Source organism: Streptomyces sp. NPDC050997 (assembly GCF_040660135.1).
Lineage (GTDB): Bacteria > Actinomycetota > Actinomycetes > Streptomycetales > Streptomycetaceae > Streptomyces.
Genome location: NZ_JBFAGK010000001.1, coordinates 418,981 through 440,610, shown reverse-complemented (window position 1 = coordinate 440,610; position 21,630 = coordinate 418,981). Strand labels below are relative to the sequence as shown.

At 74.3% G+C, this 21,630-nt stretch carries 11 protein-coding genes and 1 pseudogene; 4 read left to right on the top strand and 8 right to left on the bottom strand.

Annotated elements, in window-relative coordinates; translation table 11 throughout:
• Window positions 1-3: 3 nt before the first annotated feature.
• From AB0H86_RS01925 to AB0H86_RS01910, 4 genes are all read right to left on the bottom strand, one after another.
• Window positions 4-372 (bottom strand): acyl carrier protein, encoded by a 369-nt coding sequence (locus tag AB0H86_RS01925; RefSeq protein ID WP_362431713.1) that lies wholly within the window; start codon window positions 370-372, stop codon window positions 4-6.
• Window positions 369-5,612: a beta-ketoacyl synthase N-terminal-like domain-containing protein gene (locus AB0H86_RS01920; RefSeq protein WP_362431711.1), complete on the bottom strand. Its 5,244-nt coding sequence runs from the start codon at window positions 5,610-5,612 to the stop codon at window positions 369-371. The genes AB0H86_RS01925 and AB0H86_RS01920 overlap by 4 nt, the downstream gene beginning before the upstream one ends.
• A gap of 1 nt (window position 5,613) precedes the next feature.
• Complete coding sequence (locus tag AB0H86_RS01915; RefSeq protein ID WP_362431708.1) at window positions 5,614-12,546, bottom strand: SDR family NAD(P)-dependent oxidoreductase; 6,933 nt, start codon at window positions 12,544-12,546, stop codon at window positions 5,614-5,616.
• 577 nt (window positions 12,547-13,123) lie between these two features.
• A complete protein-coding gene (locus tag AB0H86_RS01910; protein ID WP_362431705.1) occupies window positions 13,124-14,638 on the bottom strand; it encodes a hypothetical protein in 1,515 nt (504 codons plus the stop codon).
• Window positions 14,639-14,751: 113 nt separating this feature from the next.
• On the opposite strand from AB0H86_RS01910, the gene AB0H86_RS01905 reads away from it, so the two are divergent.
• Window positions 14,752-15,993, top strand: coding sequence for a molybdopterin-dependent oxidoreductase (locus AB0H86_RS01905; protein ID WP_362431702.1), 1,242 nt, complete (start codon window positions 14,752-14,754; stop codon window positions 15,991-15,993).
• The gene (locus AB0H86_RS01900) at window positions 15,990-16,445 is read left to right on the top strand and encodes a hypothetical protein (protein ID WP_362431700.1); all 456 of its coding nucleotides are present in this window, start codon (window positions 15,990-15,992) and stop codon (window positions 16,443-16,445) included. The genes AB0H86_RS01905 and AB0H86_RS01900 overlap by 4 nt, the downstream gene beginning before the upstream one ends.
• Window positions 16,446-16,582: 137 nt before the next feature.
• Here the strand turns inward: AB0H86_RS01900 and AB0H86_RS01895 are convergent.
• The 3 genes and pseudogenes from AB0H86_RS01895 to AB0H86_RS01885 form a co-directional block, all read right to left on the bottom strand.
• Window positions 16,583-17,101: pseudogene (locus tag AB0H86_RS01895) on the bottom strand (methyltransferase domain-containing protein); the annotation flags it as partial.
• Complete coding sequence (locus tag AB0H86_RS01890) at window positions 17,098-17,718, bottom strand: DUF2064 domain-containing protein (RefSeq protein WP_362431697.1); 621 nt, start codon at window positions 17,716-17,718, stop codon at window positions 17,098-17,100. The pseudogene AB0H86_RS01895 and the gene AB0H86_RS01890, both read right to left, overlap by 4 nt.
• Window positions 17,715-18,461 carry a glycosyltransferase family 2 protein gene (locus AB0H86_RS01885; RefSeq protein WP_362431695.1) on the bottom strand — a complete coding sequence of 249 codons (747 nt, stop codon included), beginning with the start codon at window positions 18,459-18,461 and terminating at the stop codon, window positions 17,715-17,717. Before AB0H86_RS01885 ends, AB0H86_RS01890 begins: the two co-directional genes overlap by 4 nt.
• Before the next feature lie 103 nt (window positions 18,462-18,564).
• On the opposite strand from AB0H86_RS01885, the gene AB0H86_RS01880 reads away from it, so the two are divergent.
• Together AB0H86_RS01880 and AB0H86_RS01875 are read left to right on the top strand one after the other, a co-directional pair.
• Window positions 18,565-19,281, top strand: coding sequence for a response regulator transcription factor (locus tag AB0H86_RS01880; protein ID WP_362431692.1), 717 nt, complete (start codon window positions 18,565-18,567; stop codon window positions 19,279-19,281).
• Between the two features lie 5 nt (window positions 19,282-19,286).
• On the top strand, window positions 19,287-20,399 hold the full coding sequence (locus AB0H86_RS01875; RefSeq protein WP_362431689.1) for a HAMP domain-containing sensor histidine kinase: 1,113 nt from the start codon (window positions 19,287-19,289) through the stop codon (window positions 20,397-20,399).
• A gap of 177 nt (window positions 20,400-20,576) precedes the next feature.
• On the opposite strand, the gene AB0H86_RS01870 is transcribed toward AB0H86_RS01875, so the two are convergent.
• Window positions 20,577-21,578, bottom strand: a complete 1,002-nt coding sequence (locus AB0H86_RS01870) for an NAD-dependent epimerase/dehydratase family protein (RefSeq protein ID WP_362431686.1) — start codon at window positions 21,576-21,578, stop codon at window positions 20,577-20,579.
• Window positions 21,579-21,630: the final 52 nt, after the last annotated feature.

Genomic DNA, 21,630 nt, shown 5'->3' with positions numbered 1-21,630 from the left:
CGGTCAGCCCGCCGCCTCAGTGGCCTTCGCCTCAGTGGCCTTCACCCCGGTGGTCTTCGCCGCGGTTGCCTTGAGACTGTGCACGACATACTCGACGAGTCGGCCGACCGTGAGCTCGATGATCTCGTCGAAATCCATGTCCGCCAGGAACTCGGCGAGGTTGACCCGCTTGCCGTACCGCTCCTCCAGCAGACCGGCCAACGTCACCAGGTCGATGCTCTCCAGTTCCAGGTCGCGGTTGAAGGTCGTCGTCATGCCGATCTCGACGTCGTCGAGGCCGTACTCGTCCTCCAGGAGGCGCGCGAGCATGCCCGCGATGTCGGAGAGGACCGCCTCCTCGTCCGGGGCCGTGGTGGGGCGGGGGGCGTTCATCGGTCGTGGCTCTCCTCTTCGTGCGTGGGGCCCGCCGTCCAGGCCACCACGTAGGTGCGGTCCGGAAGGGCGGCGGGATTGGCGGCAGGTGCGCAGTGCACGGCGTAGGCGCGTTCCAGACGGCCCGAGACCAGCAGCAGGTCCTCGGTCGCTTCGAGGACCCGGAAGTCCCGTGGCCGGCCCCCGAACCCGCTGCCCTCCGCCTTGGCGACGGCCTCCTTGGCGGCCCAGAAGCGGGTGAACCACAGGGCCTCGGACTCACCGGAGCGCGCGATCCGGGCGCGCAGGAGGCGGAGTTCGTCGGCTCCGAGAGCGGTGGCGAGAGTGGCCGTGTCCCGCGCGACGACCTCTTCGATGTCGATGCCGGGGCCGGGGCCCGGCGTGTGCGGTCGTACGATCGCGACCGCGGCCTCGGCCCGGTGGGCCAGCGAGAGATCCAACGGGGGCAGGGTCCGGCCGTGCAGTCCGGTGACGTAGGGGCGGCCCGACTCCTCGTTGTGCACCCGGATCTCCGCCGGGAACACCGGGCCCTCGCCGTGGTCCCACAGCCACTGCCGTACCGCGTCCTTGGCGGCGATCCGGCCGAGCAGCCACTGCCGACGGCCTCGCGGGGTGTGCTCCGCGTACTGCGAACGTTCCGCGCCGCTCAGCGAGTTGCGCATGATCAGCTCGCGCGAGGCGAGGTCCGGCCACCGCTCGTGCAGCAGGGACCAGCCGCCGGGTCGGGTCTCGGAGAGCGTGTTGCGTTCGGGGAAACGCTCTACGGGGCGGGTCTTCGGGTCGTTGTCGAAGCGACGGTCCTGCCAGCCGGTGAGCTCCGCCCACACCGTGCCGTCGACGGCCAGTTGGACGTCCGCTTCCAGCACGGTGTCGGTGAGGGAGGAGATCCGGACCAGGCACTCCACCTCGGTGCCGGGCAGCGGGTGCGGTCCGAAGAACCGCAGCCGCCGCATCTGGACGGGGAAGACGACGGTCCGCTCGGTACGGGTCGCCATGATCCAGTAGCCGAGGAGCTGGCCCACGTTGTCCAGCAGGGCGCCGGGTGCGGGGGGTGTGGTGATGGTGCCGCGTACGTGGTGGTCGCCGAGGGCGGTGAGAGCGGTGACGCCCTGGAACGCCGGGCCGTGGAACATCCAGCGCTCGGCGTAGAGCTGGGCCGCGGTGTGGTCGGGGGCGCGTTCGGGACCGGTGTGCGGGCGGAGCGGGGGTGCGGCCGGGTAGTGCGGGGCGAGTTCCACGGAGCCGCGGGCGCCGGAGCCGACGGTGACCGTGAGGCGGCCGGTGTCGTCGGGGGTCACGGTGACCACCGTGTCGCTGGGCGGGGTCGCGGTCAGCCACTGGTCGAAGCGGGCGTGGTGGACGGCGACCGCGCGCATCCCGGGGGCCGTCTGCTCGGCCGCGTCCATCATGTGCCGCACGATCGTGGTCGCCGGGACCACCGGCCACCGGTCGGCCACGTCGGGCCAGCCCGGGCGCTGCGGGAAGAAGCAGTGGTCGAGGAGGTACGGCATGGTGTCGGGGGAGACGTGGAGGGTGGTGCGGTGTTCCCGCCGGGGGGTGCGGGGTGTTGCGGAGGCCGGGGTGGGGCGGGGGCGGTCGGCCGGGCGGGCGGGGGCCTGGGGAACGGTGGGCAACAGGCCGGTGCGGGCCGGGCGTTGGGGAGCGGTGGGAAGCGGCCGGGGAGGGGACGCGGGGAGCGGGAGGTCGGCGGGCGCGGGGAGCGGGGGGTCGGCGGGCGCGGGGGCAGGGACGGTTCGGTGGCCGCCCGCGGTGATCAGGGCGGCAGCCGTGTCGGCGGTGTCCCGCAGGAGAGCGGACAGTTCGGCGGCCATGGGGGAGCGGGCGGCGAGGGCCTCCAATGACGTGGTGACGCTCGGCGAGGGGTTCCCGGCCGTGGCCGGAGCCGTGGCCGGAGCCGGAGAGGGGGCCGGGTGCGGGGTGCGCCCCGCCGCGCTCCCGGCCCGTAGCTCGGCACGCAGTTCCGTGAGCGCGCGGTTCTCCAGTGACACCAGCGCCCCGCCCAGGTCGAGTCGGACCGGCGGCAGGCTCCCGCGCGGGGGCCGTGGGGACCGTGGGGATGGTGGGGTGCCTGGGGGACGGGCCGGCGGTGGCAGTGCAGGGGCTGTCGAGCGGCCCGCCGTCCACAGGGCCGTCGCCACGCGCAGGAGTTGGGCGAGGCCGGTGCGGTGGGGGGAGTTGGCGGGCACGACCAGGTGGTCGCGGCCGCTCAGCGTGTCGCCGATCAGGGAGCCGAGTTGGCCGGTGCCCACCTGTACGAAGACGCGGTGGCCGGCGGCGTACAGGGACTCGACGAGCTGCCGGAAGCGCACCGGCTCCAGCAGATGGCGGACGAACAGGTCACGTACCGCGCGTTCGTCCGCCGGGAACGGCGACGCGGTCGTCCCGGACCACAGCGGGACGGTCGGGGGCCGCAGCCGGAACGTACGCGCCGCCTCCTCGATGGGCGCGAGGTAGGGCTTCAGCATCGGCGTGTGGAATCCGGACCGGAACGGCAGTACCTGACTGAGCACGCCCTCCGCCCGGAAGGACCGGACGAGCCCGTCCACGGCCTGGTCCGGCCCGCACACCATGGACTGGTTCGGCGCGTTGTCGTGGGAGAGCACGACCCCGGACGCGGACCATCCGTCGTCGAGCGCGGCCAGCACCCGTGCGGCGGGCGCGCCGATCGCGGCGAACGCCAGGCCCGGGACGGTCAGCGTGTCGGGGTCGAACGCCTCCATGAACGCGCTGACTTCGTCGCCCGCGTACACCCCGGCCGCCGCCATCGCCGTCCACTCGCCGACACTGTGCCCGGCGACCGCGTCCGGGACGACACCCATGCGGCGCATCGCGGCGTCGAGGAGCCGCCCGACGGCGACGACGTCGAAGCCGTGCCGGCCCACGTCCCCGACATGCCCGCCGGCAGCGGAGGCGACCGGAGTCAGACCGAAGTGCGTGGCCACGTCGTCGACCCGGGGCGCGAAGTCCCCTTCGAGACCGGGGAAGACGAAGGCCAGCTTTCCGGAACCGGGGTCGGTCGGGGGACCGCTTCCGGAACCGGCACCGGTCAGGGGGCGGGGTGTGAACCACACGTCTCCGCGGCCCTGCCAGACACGCCCCTTGGCGACGGCCCGGCGGGCCAGCGCGAGCCGCTTCGCGGTCGGGGCGACGATCCCGAGCCGGGACCGGCCCGCCGACGGGTGCGGGTGGTTGGTGTCGAGGCCCGAGGCCAGGACGGCGGAGTCGTCGGCGTCCAGCAGCGTGGCGAGAGCCTCGGGACCGTCCGCGGCCAACGCGAACACCCGTTCCGGCTCGGTGACGGTTGCCGACGCGGGCATGCGTTCCGGCTCGGTGACGGTTGCCGATCCGGGCATGCGTTCCGGCTCGGTGACGCTCATCGATCCCGGCATGAGTTCCGGCTCGGTGACCGGTACCGACGCCCGCGGGTGGGCGGAAGCCGGACTTGTCGGCCGCGGTCGCGGCCCCGTCCGCGGTCCCGGCCGCGCCTCGGGTGCGGAAGTCGAAGCCGCGGGCCCCGGTCCTGTGTCGGGTGCGGGAGCCGAACCTGCCGGCCGCAGTCGTGTGTCGGGTGCGGAGGCCGAGATCGCGGGTCCCGGTCCTGTGTCGGGTGCGGGAGCCGAACCTGCCGGCCGCAGTCGTGTGTCGGGTGCGGAAGTCGAAGCCGCGGGCCCCGGTCCTGAGTCGGGCGCGGAAGCCGAACCTGCCGTCCGCGTCCGCGTGTCGGGCACAGAGGCCGAGATCGCCGCCTCCAACCGTGACGTCGGCGCGGAGGCCGAGGCCGCCGCCCCTCGCCGCGAGTCCGGAGCCTCCTCCAGCACCACATGCGCGTTGATACCGCCGAACCCGAACGCGTTGACGGCCGCCCGTCGCACCGGCTGCCCGGCCGAGGTCTCCCACGCCGTCGCCTTCCCCAGTGGGCGGAAACGGGTGGCCGTCAGTGCGGGGTGCGGGTCGTCGCAGTGGAGGGTCGGCAGGAGCATGCCGTGGTGGACGGCGAGCGCGGCTTTGACCAGGCCCGCCACACCGGCGGCCGGCATGGTGTGGCCGATCATCGACTTCACGGAGCCGATCACCGCGGGCCCGTCGGGAGCCGACCCGGCGGGCCCGAACACCTCGGCCAGCGTTGCCAGTTCGGCGGCGTCACCGGCGGGCGTCGCGGTGCCGTGCGCCTCCAGGAGCCCGATCGAACCGGGCGCGGTCGGATCCAGCCCCGCGGCGCGCCAGGCCTGGCGTACGGCGTGGGTCTGGCCGGCCGAGTCGGGGTTCACGAGACTCGCGGCGCGCCCGTCGCTCGCCACCCCGGTGCCCCGGATGACGGCGTAGACACGGTCGCCGTCGCGTTCGGCGTCGGCGAGCCGCTTCAGGACGACCACCCCGGTGCCCTCGCCGATCAGGATGCCGTCGGCGCCCCGGTGGAAGGGGCGGATGCGCTGGCTCGGGGAGAGCGCGCGCAGTTGGGAGAAGACGCTCCACAGCGTGATGTCGTGGCAGTGGTGTACGCCCCCGGCGAGCATCAGGTCACAGCGGCCGGCGGCGAGTTCGGACACCGCATGGTCGACGGCGACCAGCGAGGACGCGCAGGCCGCGTCCACGGTGTACGCGGGTCCGCGCAGGTCGAGGCGGTTGGCGATCCGGGAGGCCGCGAGGTTCGGCACCAGTCCGATGGCCGACTCGGGGCTCTCGGGGCCGAGCCGGTCGGTGAACGCCGTCCGTACGCGGTCGAGTTGGCCGGGGGTGAGGTCGGGCAGCAACTCGCCCAGTGTGCGGACGAGTTGTCCCGCCGTACGGACGCGCTGGTCGAGCCGGACCAGACCGGGGGTGAGGTAGCCGCCCCGGCCGAGGACGACTCCGACGCGGTGCCGGTCGGGCAGGCGGTCCTCGCCGCCCGCGTCGGCGAGAGCCCGAGCGGCCACCTCCAGGGCGATGAGCTGGTCGGGCTCGGTACCGGCCACCGAGGTCGGCATGATGCCGAACCGGGTGACCTCGACCTCCGCCAGCGCGTCCACGAACCCGCCGCGCCGGCAGTACACCTGGGCGGCGGTGGCCGGGCCGGCCGCGGACTGTGGCCGGTAGTAGTCCGCGTCCCACCGCCCTTCGGGTACGTCGGTGATGGCGTCCTTGCCGTCCAGCAGATTGCGCCAGTAGGCGTCGAGGTCGGCGGCGCCGGGCAACAGCACCGCCATCCCCACGATCGCCGTGGCGTGCGGGGGCTGTCTCATGTCACCAGCCCGACGCGGTGTAGACGACGGCCCGGTCCGACTCGTCGCCCCAGGCGAGTTCGCGCAGCAGGGCCGCGGTCCCCTCCTCCGGGTCGATCAGGGCGATCCCGCGCCGGGCGTACTCGCGGCCGAGCTCGGGGGTCACCATCCCGCCCGCGGCGGGCGCCCACGGCCCCCAGTGCACGGTCAGCGCACGGCGGCCGGTGCGGGCGCTCCAGGCGGTGCCGAGGCTCTCCAGGGCGTCGTTGGCGGCGGCGTAGTCCACCTGGCCGCGGTTGCCGAGGACGGCGGAGACGCTGCCGAACAGGACGGCGAACGACGGCCCGCCCGGAAGTTCCTCCAGCGCGGCCAGCAGCGTCTCGGCGCCCTCGGTCTTCGTGCCGTAGACCCGCTCGAAGGACTCGGCGCTCTTCTCGCCGATCAGCCGGTCCTCGATCACCCCGGCCGCGTAGACCACCCCGTCGATGCGGCCGTGCTCGGCGTGGATCTCCTTCACGGCCTGGAGCGCGCCGTCGGGTTCGCGGAAGTCGACGGCGCGGTAGCGGGCCGGGCTGCCGAGTGCGGCGAGTTCCGCCAGGGTCGTGGTGATCTCCCGCTGGGCCAGCAGGAGTTCGGCGCCGCGGTTCACCTCGGCGGGCGTGCGGCCGCCCTGCGCGGCGAGGACCGCGCGCAGGTCGGCCGCCGTGCGGGCGGCGGCGGTCGTCGCATCTTCGGGGCCGGCCGGCGCGGGCGTCCTGCCCAGCAGTTCGATCCGGCACCGTGATGCCGACGCCAGCACGCGAGCGAACCTCGCGGTGATGCCCCGGGCACCGCCGACCAGCAGCACCACCGAGTCCCGGTCAAGACCGACGGCTTCGGCCTCGGCGGCTCCGTCTCCGGCCGGTCCTGCACCGCTGGTGGCGAGGGCCCCGAGCGGCGCCTCGGTCATCCCGAGGCCATGGCGGCCGGACGCCGTACGCAGCACCACCGGGGCGGAGTCGGAGTCGGGGACGGTCAGTTCGGCGATCAGCGCGTCGGCGATGGAGGCGGGTGCGGTGTCATCGAGGTCGACGATCCGGGCCACCGTGTCCGGGTACTCGCGGGCGACCGTCCGGAACAGGCCGTGCAGCCCGGCCGAGCGCGGGTGCGTGCTGCCGTCGGCGGCGGGGCGGACGGCGAGCAGCCGGCGTGGGCCGCGCTCCAGGGCCGCCCGGACGACCGGGAACGCCCCGGGCAGCACCGGCGGCCGGGCGGTGGCGAGGGGGTCGAGCCAGAGCACGCCGTCCACCGGGCCGTCCGCCTCGGTCAGCAGATGGTCGGCGGGGCGGGTCACCGCCTCGGCGCCGTACGAGGTGAGCCGGGCCGTGACCTCGTGGGCCGTCGCCGCGCCGTCGTCGTCACCGAGCAGGACGAACCGCCTGCCGGTCAGGACGTCGGACGGGTCCGTCGCCCCGTCACCGTCCTGGTGCGGCAGGAGCACGGTCCGCAACTGGAAGCGCTTCGGTGCCTCGCCGGTCACCAGGGGGGCCGGCGTCACGTCCGAGGCCGCAGCCATGTCCGAGGGCACCTGTCGGCTCACCTGCTCGGGAGCGGTCGCGGGCGCCCCCAGCCGCGCGGTCAGCCAGCCGGTGACCGCCGCCGCCGTACGGGCCTTCGCCAGATCCTCCAGCTCCGCGTCGCCCAGCGAGGCGATGTCCACCCCGCCGCGGGCGCCCAGCCGACGCGCCAGTTCGCCCGCGATCTCGGCCCGCTTGATGGAGTCGACGCTGAGGTCCGCCTCCAGGTCGAGATCGGGTTCGATCATGTCGACGGGGTAGCCGGTGCGCTCGCTGATGATCTCCAGGACGACCTGGAGGACGTCCGCCTCCGTGACCGCGCCGACCGAGGGTTCTGACACCGGTGGGGGGACCGCCGCGGGAGCCTCGACGGCGATGGCGGGAGCCGACGCCAGCGGGACGGCGGCCACCGGTGCGGTCGGCGCCCACTGCTGTTCCGGCGTCGCGCCGAGGTACGTCAGCAACACGTCCCGCTGCGCGGCCACCATCTCCCGGCTGGTGCGCAGGAAATCGGCGATCAGTTCGTCCCGGTCGGCCGGCGCACCGCCCGGCTGGTTCGTGGTCACAGTCGTCTCCACAACGCGTCGGGCCGGTGCGAGCGCACCGGGGAGGAGTTCGCCGGTGGCGGTCCGCACGAGCTGGCCGTCGACCGTCCAGCCGGGCCGCCGGGGCGCGGGGGTGCGGACCGCGTCGACGGCGTCGCGCCCCTGGAACAGCCATCCGGTACGGACCGGCAGCCCCGCGACGGCCAGTTGGGCCAGGGCGTCCAGCCAGCCGCCGAGCCCGCTGTCCGGGCGCGGGTCACAGGCCACGGTCCGGTGCGGGCGGTCACCGAGGATCTTCGCGACCAGCCGGGTCAGCACGCTCCCCGGGCCCGCCTCGACGAAGATCCTCGCGCCGGCCTCGTACATCGCCTCGATCTGCGCCACGAAGCGGACGGGCGCGCCGATCTGGGCGGCGAGTTCCGCGCGGACCGCGTCGGCGTCGTCGCCGTAGGGCGCGGCGGTGCGGTTGGCGAACACCGGGAACTCCGGTGGGCGCACGGGCCTGTCCTTGAGCGCCCCGGCGAACCGCTCGCCCGCGCCCGCGACCAGCGGGCTGTGGAACGCGCAGGCCACGGGGATCCGCTGGGCGCCGAACCCGGCGGCGCGCAGCAGGCGTACGGCGGTGTCGACGGCCTCGGTCGGCCCGGAGATCACGGTCTGCTCGGGCGCGTTGTGGTTGGCGAGGACCACCGAGCCGGGTGCGTCGCCCTCACGCAGGGCCCGCTCGACGTCCGCGCCGCGGGCCGACACCGCGGCCATGGTTCCGGGGTCGTCCTCGCCGGTGGCCGCGAGGATCGCGAGGGCACGTTCGGTGCTCAGCTCCAGTAGGGTCCGGGGGCCGATTGCGCCCGCCGCGCACAGGGCCGCCAACTCGCCGTAACTGTGTCCGGCCGCCATGTCGGGCCGTACGCCTGCCGCGGTGAGCAGGGCGTGCGCGGCCAGCGAGGTGATGCCCAGCGCCGGCTGGGCGACCCGGGTGTCCGTGAGGCCGGCCCGCTGCCGCTCCCGCGCGGCCTCGTCGAACGCGGTCGGCGGGTACAGCGCGGCGGCGTGCTCGCGGCCGAGGTGCAGATAGTGCTGGAGCTCGGGGAAGGCGACGAACACCTCCGCGAGCATTCCGGGCCGCTGACTGCCCTGGCCGGGGAAGAGGAAGGCCACCTTGCCCTCCTCAGGGTGCGTCGCCAGGTGGACCCCGGCGAGGGGATCGTGCTCCCCCGCCAGCGCCTGCCGCAGCTGCCGGGTCAGTCCCGCCACGCTCGTGGCGACGACCGCGATCCGCACCGGCTCCGGTCGGGCGTCCGACCGGCGGGACGCGGCGAGCGCGAGGTCGCGCAGGCGCCAGGGCAGGGAGCCGTCCGATCCGGCGGACTCGGCGGCGGTGAGCACGTCCTCGACGGCACGCCGGGCCGCCGCCAGGTCCGCTCCCCGGAACGTGAACAGCTCGGCGGGCCAGGCGTCCAGGGCGTGGGCGGGCGGTGCGGTGCCGCCGTGGGCGCGGAGCACCGCGTGGAAGTTGGTGCCGCCGAACCCGAACGCGCTCAGTCCCGCGATCCGTTCGCCGGCCGGAGCCGCCCACGGCCGGGCCCGGGTGTGGAAGACGAACGGGCTGCTGTCCTCCTGCCAGGCGGAGTTGGGCCGCTCCATGTGCAGGGTGGGCGGCTTGATCCCGGTGTACAGGGACAGCACGGTCTTGATCAGGCCGGCGAGCCCGGCCGCGCACTTGGTGTGCCCGATCTGCGACTTGACCGACCCGAGCGCACAACCGCCCGCCGCCGCCCCGGACTCGGTGAACACCTCGCTGAGAACGGACAGTTCGGTGCGGTCGCCGACGACGGTCCCGGTGCCGTGCGCCTCGACCAGACCGACCTCGGCCGGCGACAGACCCGCGTTGCGGTACGCCCGCGACAGTGCGGCCCGCTGCCCCTCGGGCCGGGGCGCGGTCAGGCCCAGGGAGCGGCCGTCGCTGGAACTGCCGACGCCCTTGATGACGCCGTAGATCCGATCACCGTCGCGTTCGGCGTCCGCGAGCCGCTTGAGGACGACACAGGCGACACCCTCGCCCAGCGCGATGCCGTCGGCGGAGCTGTCGAAGGCCCGGGAGCGGCCGGTGGGGGAGAGGGCGTGCACCGAGGAGAACAGGACGTAGTCGTTGATGCCGTTGTGCAGGTCGGCGCCGCCGCACAGGACCACGTCGCTGGTGCCGCCGACGAGTTCCTTGCAGGCCACGTCGACGGCGGCGAGCGAGGACGCGCAGGCCGCGTCGACGGTGTAGTTGGCACCGCCCAGGTCGAGACGGTTGGCGATCCGGCCGGAGATTACGTTGGCCAGCATGCCGGGGAAGGAGTCCTCGGTGAGCCGCGGCAGCTGCTCCGCGAGCGAGTCGGGGACCTTGCCGTGGTACGACGGCAGTACGGCCCTCAGGGTGGCGGCGTTGGACAGGTCGCTGCCCGCCTCGGCGCCGAAGACCACGGAGGTGCGCGAGCGGTCGAACTCCCGCCCCCGGTCGCCGTATCCGGCGTCCTCCAGCGCCCGCCGGGCGGCTTCGAGGGCCAGCAGCTGCACCGGCTCGATGCTGCCGAGGGAGGCCGGCGGGATGCCGTAGCGCAGCGGGTCGAAGGGAACGCGCGGCAGGAAGCCGCCCCACTTCGACGGTGTGGAGCCGGTCCCGTCCTCGGACCAGTGCACGGCCGGGTCCCAACGGTCGACGGGGACCTCGCCGACCGCGTCGTGCCCACCGAGGACGTTCGCCCAGAAGGTGGCGAGGTCGGGAGCCTCGGGGAACATGCAGGCCATGCCGACGACCGCGACGTCGAGCGGCGCGGGTGCGGTGTCGGGCGCCAAGTCCTCGCGCAGACCGACGAGTTCACGCGTGCGGTCGGTGAAGAAGCCGACGGCCCCGTCCGTCACCGAGCGGTGCAGGGCGCCGACGGTGGTGGTCGCCGACCGCAGGACGGCCACCTCCCCGGCCATGAACATCCCCTCGGCGAGCTGGCGTTCCTCGTCGACCGGGGCCAGCGTTCCTTCGGCGTCCCGCTGGACGCCCTTGCTGGCGATCCGCAGCCGGCCGACATTGAGCCGCTCCAGCCGCTCCCAGATCTGCCGGTCGGGGACACCCTCCGCACGCAGACCGGCCTCGAAGTGTCGGTAGTCGTCGCTGAACGGGCTGGGCACGCAGCGGGTGGCGTGGCCGGGGGCGGTCTCCAGCAGGGCGGTGCCGGTGGCGTTCACGACCTGCCGCTGGAACAGCGGCCGGACCGCGCCGCGGGACACCGCCTCCTCGGTGAACAGATAGGCGGTGCCCATCAGCACACCGACGGCCGCACCCCGTGCGGTGAGCGGCGCGGCGAGCGCGGCCACCATCGCCGCCGACCGCTCGTCGTGGACGCCGCCCGCGAAGAACACCTCGACGGACTCGGCCGCGCTGGGATCCACGCTGTCCAAGTAGTCGTCCAAAACGGCGAGTTGAGCTTCCCAGAGCGGAAAACTGGCCCGGGGTCCGACATGGCCGCCGCACTCGGAGCCCTCGAACACGAACCGGCGCACCCCCGACTCCAGGAACTGCCGCAGCAGCCCCGGCGAGGGCACGTGCAGGAAGGTGCTGATCCCGGCCCGCTCCAGCGTCTCGGCCTGGGAGGGCCGCCCGCCCGCGATGATCGCGTGCGTGGGCCGCAGCTCCCGTACGGCGTCGAGCTGGGCGTTCCTGGTCTCCTCGGGGGCGAAGCCCAGCACGCCGACACCCCACGGACGGTCGGGCACGGCGGCCCGGGTCTCCTCCAGCACCGCACGTGTCCGCCCCCCGGACGCGAGGGCCAGCGCGACGAACGGCAGTCCGCCCTCGGCGGCGACGGCGGCGGCGAACCGCGCCTGGTCACTGACCCGGGTCATCGGCCCCTGGGCGACGGGGAGCCGGGTGCCCAGCGCCCGGCTCATCGGGGACCCGGGGCGCAGCGCGGCGGCGGGCCCGTCGTCCCGTACGGCGTCCCTGATGGCGGCGGTCAGCGCGCGCACCACGGTGCCCGTGTCGCCGTGCCGCTCGGCGAAGCGGGCGGCGAGGAAGCCGTCCTGGCCCACCGGCAGCAGTTGGGTGCGGGGATCCTGGGCACCGAGCAGGCCGGCCACGTGCACGGGGTCGTCGGAGGTCACCGGGGGTGCGTCCGGCCCCCGGCGGCGCAGCACCCGGTGACCGGCCACCAGCGTGGTCTCGGAGCCGTCCATGGAACGCAGCGCCGCGGCCGCCGCCTCCGGCAGCCCCGACTCCTTCAGCAGCGCCAACTGGCTGTCCAGGACGACACCGGCCGCCCCGCCCGCCACCGCGGCGGCCGCCGTGCGCGGACCGATGCCGCCGCGGGCCCACACCGGCACGTCCACCCCCGGCTCGGCGAGCAGCTGTTGCAACAGCACGAAGGTGCTCAGCTCACCGACCCGGCCACCGCCCTCGCCGCCGCGGGCGATCAGCCCCCGCGCGCCGGCCCGGACCGCGTCCAGGGCCTCGCCAAGATGGGTGACCTCCGCCAACACGCGGTATTCCGCAGGGACTTCGCCGATCCGCCAGGGCGAGTCGGTGCCGAGGACGACGGTGTGGAGGTGCGAGGGCGACGCCTCCTCGTCCGTGGCCCCGGCTCCCGTGAGGCCCTCGGGATCCATCCGGCAGTGGGCCGCGACCCGTATCCCGAACGGGCCCGGCGCCCAGCGGCGCAGGCGCTCCAGAGCCTCTCTGGCTCTTCGGTCACCCGCTCCGAGGTCGAGCACCCCGAGTCCGCCGGCCCGGCTGACGGCGGCGGCGAGCCTGGCGTCCGGTTCACGGAAGGGGGTGATTCCTATGATCAAGTCTTCGGCGCGCACGGCAGACGTCATGGTTCTCCGAATAAACGGTGAAACAGCACGGTGGGGGGTGGCACGGCCTACAGAGCGGCGAATTGGTTCGCAAAAGCACACCCTTATTCAGGGTGTGCCGCGAATAACCCGCGTGGAGAGGAGATTGAAAGCTAGCCCTTGGTTACCCGCCGGTCAATAACGCCTCCCCGCCGAGGTGGGGCATGGGCCCGTTTCGGCCAGCCCGGCCCGGTCCGGCCAAACAGCCGAAAACCCGGCCAATTTCCTTCAGAGGTCCCGCCATTCGGACCACAGCGGTCCAAGCCCATCAAAGCACCCGGTGAATTCACCCGTTGATCACGCTCGCGAAACACGACCGACTGCGCGGCCGGACTTGGTAAACAGTGCGTGTCGATGCCGGCGCGGGCGGATGGGAGCGTAATTCGCCGACGGGGCCCTGGTCGGCGTCAGCGCAATGTCAGCCGAATACCGGACGCCGACGCACGGCACGGCCCACGGCGCGGCGCACGGCACGGCCGGCCACCTCGCCGCGCGGCCCGCTCGGGTGGTGCCAGAACGAGCGGGACGGCCAGTGCCGTGGCAGGCGATGTCCGCCCCGTCACCACCCGGTCAGCAGCAGATGGTTGAGCAGCAGCGCCAGCACCGCCTGCCCCACCAGCCACCCCCGCGCCCCCGTCAGCCACGCGCACGCCGGCAGCAGCCACACCGCGAACGGCAGCCAGATGCGTTCCGTCTCCGCCTTGCTCATGCCGGACAGGTCGGCGACGAGCAGGGCGATCAGCGCGGACGACACGAGCACGCCGAGGCGGACGTCGGGGAGCCCGAAGCGCTCAGGGCCCTTCTGGTGGATCTCCGCGGCGTCGCGACGCCCGGCACGCCCTCCCCCACTGCCCAAGGGCGTGGGGGGACCCTCAACCGCACGGCGCGAAGGGCCAGGTGGCTCCGCCACATGACCCTCCACGCCGCACGCCGATCGCACGCACCGAACGCCGCTCCTTCTCCCACGGAGATCCACCAGAAGGGCCCTGAGAGCGAGCGCCGCTCCCGTGCGGCGCAGGCCCGCCACCGTCGCCGGCCCCACGATGAGCGCCGTGCAGGCCAGGTTCGCCCACACCCAGTAGCCGTAGGGCCGGACCCCGCCCGCCCCCTGGTGGTAGCGGCGCGTCAGCAGCCGGTACGCCTCCCACCAGTCGAACCCGGCGACGGTGAACACCACCGGCACGACCAGCAGTCCGAGCAGCAGGAACGGCAGGGGGCGGACGCGGTGGCGGCCCAGCAGCAGCACGGCGCCCGCGATGACGGCGTAGAGCGTCAGGCCGTACGACAGATACAGGGTCAGCCCGAACAGCAGTCCCGAGGCCAGGCCCGTCCACGCCGGTCGGTGTCCCGTCACCGCCAGTGCCAGGAAGGCGACCGCCCAGGCCGCGACCGCCGCGAAGTAGCCGTCGGCGGACGTGCCCACCCACACCGCCGCCGGGGCCAGGACCAGGAAGGGAGCGGCACGGCGGGCCAGCGACTCGTCGGTGAGGGCCCGCACGGTCACCAGGACCGCGAGTGCCGCTGTCGTGCCGACGGTGATGCAGAAGGCGCCGGCCCAGCCCCCGCCGCCCAGTCCGACCCGGTCGAGGAGCACGAACGTGACGGTGGCCGCCGGGGGATGTCCGGCCACGTGGGCGGGCCAGTTGTCGGGGGAGTCGATCAGGATGTGCCGGGTGAAGTCCGCCAGCGTGGCCGGGATGTCGTGGAAGCGGTCGACGACCCGGAGGTACTCGCTCCCGGTGGTCAACTGCTCGGCGACGCCCCGGTGCCAGCCGTCCACGAGGGCCAGGGACCACGTCCAGGCCAGGCCGGCCGCCCAGGTGACGAGCAGCAGCGCCCGCCAGGGCAGCCGGGCGGCCAGGGCGGGGCCGTACGCCACCACAAGGGCCGCCGCCGCGAGCGCGGCCGGGGTGCCGGGGCCGAGATGCGGGTCCCAGGTCGCCAGCAGGGGCGGCCGGCCGACGCGGAGGGTGCCGTCGCGATGCTGGATCGCGTTGCCGACGACGGCGGCGGCCGCCACCAGCAGGGCGGCGGCCAGGGCCGCGTACAGGTCACGTCTCAGATCACGGTGCACGCGCAAACGCTAGGTCGCCGGGCCTGCGCCGGACGGCTGACAGGCGCGGACGTCAGAGTTTCGTCATCGTTCGCGAGCCGGTCGCGGGGGCGTGGCGGGCCTACGTTCGGGGCATGGCACGCACTCCCTTCTCGCCCTCGTTCTGGCGCAGCCCGTTGCGCGGTCCCTGGTTCACCTCGGTACTCGGCGTCGTGCTGCTCGTCGGGATCACCGTGCTGTTCCTGACCGGGCTGCTGTCGTACGCCGCCTACAACCCGGACCTGTCGCCGGTGAACGACAAGACCCCGGACAAGGGGATCCTCGGTTTCTATCTCTTCTCGTGGCCGACCGACCCGCACTGGCTGTACCGGCTCAACCAGGGCGTCCACGTCACCCTCGGCGTCACCCTGATCCCGGTCCTGCTGGCCAAACTGTGGTCGGTCGTGCCGAAGCTGTTCACGCTGCCGCCCGCGCGCTCCCTCGCGCACGCCCTGGAACGCGTCTCGCTGCTGCTCCTGGTCGGCGGCGCGCTGTTCGAGTTCGTGACCGGCGTGCTCAACGTCCAGCTGGACTACCTATTCCCGGGCTCCTTCTACCCGCTGCACTTCTACGGCGCCTGGGTGTTCTTCTCCGCGTTCGTCGTGCACGCCGTGCTGAGGACACCGGCAGCCCTGCGCAATCTGCGCCGACCGCGGGAAGAGCGAGCCGAGTCGCGGTCACCGAGCGAGTTGGTCTCCCCGGACCCCGCGCGGCCCACCGTGTCCCGGCGCGGCGCCCTCGGGCTGGTCGGCGGCGGGTCGCTGCTGCTCTTCGCCACCACGGCCGGGCAGAACGTCGACGGGCCGTTGCGCCGGACCGCGCTGCTCGCCCCGCACGGCGGCGCCGAGCCGGGCACCGGACCCGGCGGCTTCCAGATCAACAAGACGGCCGCGTACGCCGGGATCGACGCGGCTCAGACCGCTGAGGAGGCGTGGCGGCTGGTCGTCACCGGACGCACCGGAACCGTCCGGCTCAGCCGCTCCGAACTGGCCCGGCTCCCGCTGCACAGCGCCGCCCTGCCCATCGCCTGCGTGGAGGGCTGGTCGACCTCCGACCAGTGGTGGCGCGGCGTGCGGCTACGGGACCTCGCCGCCCTCGTCGGGTACGAGGATCCGCCCGACGTCCTCGTGGAGTCGCTGCAACGGCACGGCGCCTTCCGGCGGGCCGCCCTGCGCGCGAACCAGGTCGCCGACCCGCGCTCGCTGCTCGCCCTGTTCGTCAACGGCGAGGACCTGACCCCCGACCACGGCCATCCGGCGCGGGTCATCGTGCCCGCGGCGCCCGGTGTGCTCAACACCAAGTGGGTGGCCCGGCTGACGTTCGGAGAAAAGCTGTGAAGCGACCCGGGATCCCCGTCGGCAGCCCCCTTCAACTCCTGCTGCTCGCCTGCTCGTTCGCCCTCGCGGGATATGCGGGCGTACGGCTCCTCGACGGGGACTGGTTCGGGGTCGCGCTGTGGTTCGTGGGCGCGGCCCTCCTCCACGACCTGGTGCTGGTGCCGCTGTACGCCGGGCTCGACCGGGCCCTGGTGAAGGCCGCGGGCAGGAGAAGGGACCGGATCGGATACGTCCGTGTACCGGCCGCCCTCTCCGCCCTGCTCCTGCTGGTCTGGTTCCCGCTCATCAGCGGGCGGGTGGCGGGGCGTTACGCCTCCGCCACCGGCCTGTCCCCGGACGGCTTCCTGGCCCGCTGGCTGCTGCTGACGGCCGCGCTGTTCGGCGGCTCGGCGCTGCTGTTCGTCCTGCGGCTGCGCAGGGCGACGAAGCAGCGCCCGCCGGCCGCCCACTGACCCGTGGCACACCAGCCCTCGCGGTCCGCGTGCCGCAGCAGGGCCGGTGTGCCGAGGCGCGCCCAGGGGAACGGGCGGCCCATCGTGCCCCGGGCGTCGGTGACATGGACCAGCACACGTTCGTCGAGGTCCAGCTCCGGCACGGTCTCGACGATCAACAGGCCGCCGGGGAGCAGGAGTTCGGACATCCGGGCGAGGAGTTCCGGTGGCTCGCCGCCGATGCCCACATTGCCGTCGATCAGGAGCGCGGTGCCCCAGCCGCCCTCGCCGGGCAGTGGCTCGAAGACCGAGCGCCGCAGCGCCGGTCCGCCGAGCTCGCCCGTCCTTGTCACAGCCGCCTCGCTGACGTCGATGCCGAGCACCCGACGCCCCCGCGCGCCCAGGGCCGCGACCAGCCGCCCGGGCCCGCAGCCCACGTCGAGAACCGCGCCCTCGCAGCGCCGCAGCACCTCCAGGTCGGCCGCGTCGGCGTCCGCGCACCAGCGCTCCACGTCCAGCGGGAGCAGCCAGCCGTCGGAGCGGCGCAGGAAGAGGGGGCCGCGACCGGAGCGCACGGCGTCGGAGTAGGGGTCCGCCGACCAGGGTTCCCCGTCGCCGACGAGCGGGTGCTCGTCGGCGACGGGCGTCCGCTGCCGCCCTATCCGTACCGTGCTCATCGGGCCCCGGCCGCGCCGAGCCGGGCCAGCGCCGCGGCGAACCGGCCGCCGGGCGCGGTCCGGGCGACCACCTCCGCGTCGTGCGCCGTGTCCACGTCCCGCAGTCGCGGCAGCTCCCGCACCCGCAGTCCGGTGAGCCGCGCCCGCTGCAGGGCCCCCGTCGAGGGCGTCGACATCGGCACGCCCCGCAGCAGCGCGGGGTCGGGGGCGGCCAGGCCGAGTGCCCAGAAGCCGCCGTCCTCGGCGGGCCCGAAGTACGCGTCGCAGTCCGCGAAGTCCACGGTGAGCAGCTCCGGGGTGACCTGGGGTGTGTCCATGCCGATGAGGAGGGCGGGGCCGTCGCAGCCCGCGAAGGCGGCGGCCAGCCGTTCGTCGAGGCCGCCCGCGCACTGCTGTACGACCTCGAAGCCGGCGGGCAGCCAGGGGCCGGGCTCGCCCTCCAGGACCAGGATCCGGCGACGCGCGGGCGTTCGAGCCACCGTGTCCAGGGTGTCCGCCAGTGAGGCCGCCGCGAGCGCGGCGGCCTCCCCGGGAGTGAAGGGCGGCGTCAGCCTGGTCTTCACCCGGCCGGGGCGGGGCTCCTTGGCGATGACGAGGAGTGTGGTCGAGGAGGTCACGCGCGCACTTCCTTCTCGGCGGTGGTCCCGGGTTTCTCCGCGGCGGCCCCGGGTTCGGCCAGCACTCGGCTCATGTCCCGCACCGCCTGCCAGGTGCCGCGCCAGGTGCCCGTCACCTTGGAGACGCCGGCGCGCGGGCGGTACGGCACGTCGTGCTCGGCGATCCGCCAGCCCGCGTCGGCGGCGCGCACCACCATCTGCAGCGGATAACCGCTGCGCCGGTCCGTGAGTTCGAGTGCGAGCAGCGGTTCACGGCGGGCGGCGCGCAGCGGGCCGAGGTCACGCAGCCGCAGTCCGGTGCGGCGGCGCAGCAGCCGGGAGAGGGCGAGGTTGCCGGTGCGGGCGTGCAGCGGCCAGGCCCCGCGGGTCTGCGGGCGGCGCCGGCCGAGAACGAGGTCCGCCTCGCCGGCCACGATCTCGCGCACGAACGGCACCAGGTCGGCCGGGTCGAGCGAGGCGTCGCAGTCGCAGAAGCAGACGATGTCGGCGGTGGCGGCGGTCAGGCCCGCGTGGCAGGCGGCGCCGAAACCGCGGCGCTCCTCGCGTACGACGGTCGCGCCGAGGGCGTGGGCGATGCCGGCGGAACCGTCCGTGGAGCCGTTGTCCACGACCAGCGCGCGCCAGCCGGGCGGGATGCGTTCCAGCACCCGGGGCAGCGCCTCGGCCTCGTCGAGACAGGGGAGTACGACATCCACGGACACCGGGTCCGGGACAGGTTCACAAGAGGTCGTCACGGCTCTCACCCTACGAGCGTGAAACCGGCAAATCGGACTCCGGCTCCTTACGGAACGCGGACGTCGGGAGCCGCGGACCGCACTTCGGCGCATACGGTGCGAGGCTGGCGGCATGGAGCAGCAGCAGCCGAACACACAGGCCGGGGCGCGGGTCCTCGTCGTGGACGACGACCCCACCGTCGCCGAGGTCGTCACCGGGTACCTCGACCGGGCCGGATACGTCGTGGACCGCGCCGGGGACGGCCCGGACGCGCTCGCCCGGGCCGCCGCGCACTGGCCGGACCTCATCGTCCTCGACCTGATGCTGCCCGGCATGGACGGCCTGGAGGTGTGCCGCCGGATGCGTGGGCGCGGGCCCGTCCCGGTCATCATGCTCACCGCGCGCGGCGACGAGGACGACCGCATCCTCGGCCTGGAGGTCGGCGCCGACGACTACGTCACCAAGCCCTTCAGCCCCCGTGAACTCGTCCTGCGCGTCGAGTCCGTACTGCGCCGCACGCTCCCCGCCGAGCCCTCGGCCACCCTCCGCGCGGGCGGACTCACCCTGGACCCGGCGGCCCGTCGCGCCACCAAGAACGGCACCGAACTCGCCCTGACCATAAGGGAGTTCGACCTCCTCGCCTTCCTTCTCCGGCATCCCGGCCGGGTCTTCGGCCGCGAGGACCTGATGCGCGAGGTGTGGGGCTGGGACTTCGGCGACCTGTCGACCGTGACCGTCCATGTCCGGCGGCTGCGCGGGAAGGTCGAGGACGACCCGGCCCGGCCCCGTCTGATCCAGACCGTGTGGGGCGTCGGATACCGCTTCGACACCGCCGATCACGAGGGATGACAGTCATGCGTGACACCCTCCTCATCCTCCTGTTCGCCTTCCTCGGCGCCGCCGCGGTCGGTGTGCTCGGCGCGGGCGTCGTCCTGCTCATCCGGCGCCGCTCGGTCGTCACGCATCTCGCCGTGGTCGCCGCCGTCGCCGTCACCGCGATGTTCGCGGGCACCCTCGCCGTCGCGCAGGCGATGTTCCTGTCCGCGCACGACCTGAAGGTCGTCACCACCGTCGTCGCCATGGCCGCCGTGGTGTCCCTCGCCACCGCCCTGCTGCTCGGCCGCTGGGTCGTCGGCCGCAACCGGGCCTTCGCGCTCGCCGCCCGCTCCTTCGGCGACGGCGGCGACTTCACCTCTCCCGACGGCCCCGCCACCGCCGAACTCGCCGCACTCGGCCGCGCGTTGGAGGACACCAGCGCCCGGCTCGCCGAGTCCCGGGAACGCGAACGCGCCCTGGAGACCTCCCGGCGTGAACTCGTCGCCTGGATCTCGCACGACCTGCGCACCCCCCTCGCCGGTCTGCGCGCGATGTCCGAGGCGCTGGAGGACGGCGTCGCCGCCGACCCCGACCGCTACCTCAGGCAGATCCGCACCGAGGTGGAGCGCCTCAACGGCATGGTCGGCGACCTCTTCGAGCTCTCCCGCATCCACGCGGGCGCGCTGGCGCTGAGCCCGAGCCGCATCTCCGTGTTCGACCTCGTCGGCGACGCGCTGGCGGGCGCCGACCCGCTGGCGCGCGAGCACGGCGTACGGCTGGTCGGCGACCGGGTCGAGCAGCTGCCGGTCGAGGTGGACGGTAAGGAGATGAGCCGGGTGCTGGGCAACCTGCTGGTGAACGCCATCCGCCGGACCCCGGCTGACGGCACCGTCGCGGTCGCCGCCGAGCGCGGACCGGACGGGGTCGTCCTGTCCGTCACCGACAGCTGCGGCGGGATTCCCGAAGAGGACCTGCCGCGGGTCTTCGACACCGGGTGGCGCGGCACGCACGCCCGGACCCCGCCCGCCGGGGCGGGCCTCGGCCTCGCCATCGTGCGCGGCATCGTGGAGGCCCACCAGGGGCGGGCCACCGTACGCAACGTGACCGGTGGATGCCGGTTCGAGGTGACGCTGCCGGCCGCCGAGGGCTGAGGGGCGGCCCCGCCTGTGCGGTATGGCGAGGGCTGAGGGGCGGCCCCGCCTGTGCGGTATGGCGAGGGCTGAGGGGCGGCCCCGCCTGTGCGGTATGGCGAGGGCTGAGGGGCGGCCCCGCCTGTGCGGTACGGCGCGGCCTGAGGGGAGACTCCCTGTATGGCGGGGCCTGAGAGATCACTCCCCGCCCAGCGATGCCCGCGCGAACTCCCGCATCCCCTCCTCGAACCCCACCCCCGCCTTCCACCCCAACTCCGCCCGCAGCCGCGCCGAGTCCGCCGTGATGTGCCGTACGTCGCCCAGCCGGTACTCCCCGGTGACGACCGGCTCGGGGCCGCCGTACGCGGCCGCCAGCGCCCGGGCCATCTCGCCGACCGTGTGCGGTTCACCGCTGCCGGTGTTGTACGCGGTGAGCGCGCCCGCGGGCGAACTCGCCTCCAGCGCCGCCACGTTGGCAGCGGCCACGTCCCGCACGTGCACGAAGTCCCGGCGCTGACGGCCGTCCTCGTAGACCCGGGGGGCCTCACCGCGGGCGAGCGCCGAGCGGAAGAAGGAGGCCACCCCCGCGTAGGGGGTGTCGCGCGGCATGCCCGGCCCGTACACGTTGTGATACCGCAGCGACACCACCGACCCGCCGGTGGCCCGCGCCCAGGACGCCGCCAGATGCTCCTGGGTCAGCTTGGTGGTCGCGTAGACGTTGCGCGGATCCACCGGGGCGTCCTCGGCGACCAGTCCGGGCGCCAGCTCCGCCTCGCAGCGGGGGCAGACGGGCTCGAAGCGTCCCCCGTCCAGGTCGGCGACGGCACGTGGTCCCGGCCGGACCACCCCGTGCTGTTCGCAGGCGTACCGGCCCTCGCCGTACACGACCATCGACCCGGCCAGCACGAGACGTCGTACGCCCGCCTCGGCCATAGCGGTGAGCAGCACGGCGGTACCGAGGTCGTTGCGGGAGACGTACTCGGCCGCGTCCGAGAATCCGGCCCCGAGACCCACCATCGCCGCCTGGTGGCACACCGCGTCGACGCCCGCCAGGGCCCGGCCGACCGCGTAGGGGTCCCGTACGTCCGACGCGGGGTCGGCGCGGACGTCGTAGGGGACGGGCTCGTGCCCGTGGGCCGCCAGCGCCTCGACGACATGGGACCCGATGAACCCGGCACCGCCGGTGACCAGTACTCGCATGCGGCCACGCTAGGGGTGTGGGCGGCCCGGACGAGGGGGCCGCGCCCGGTAC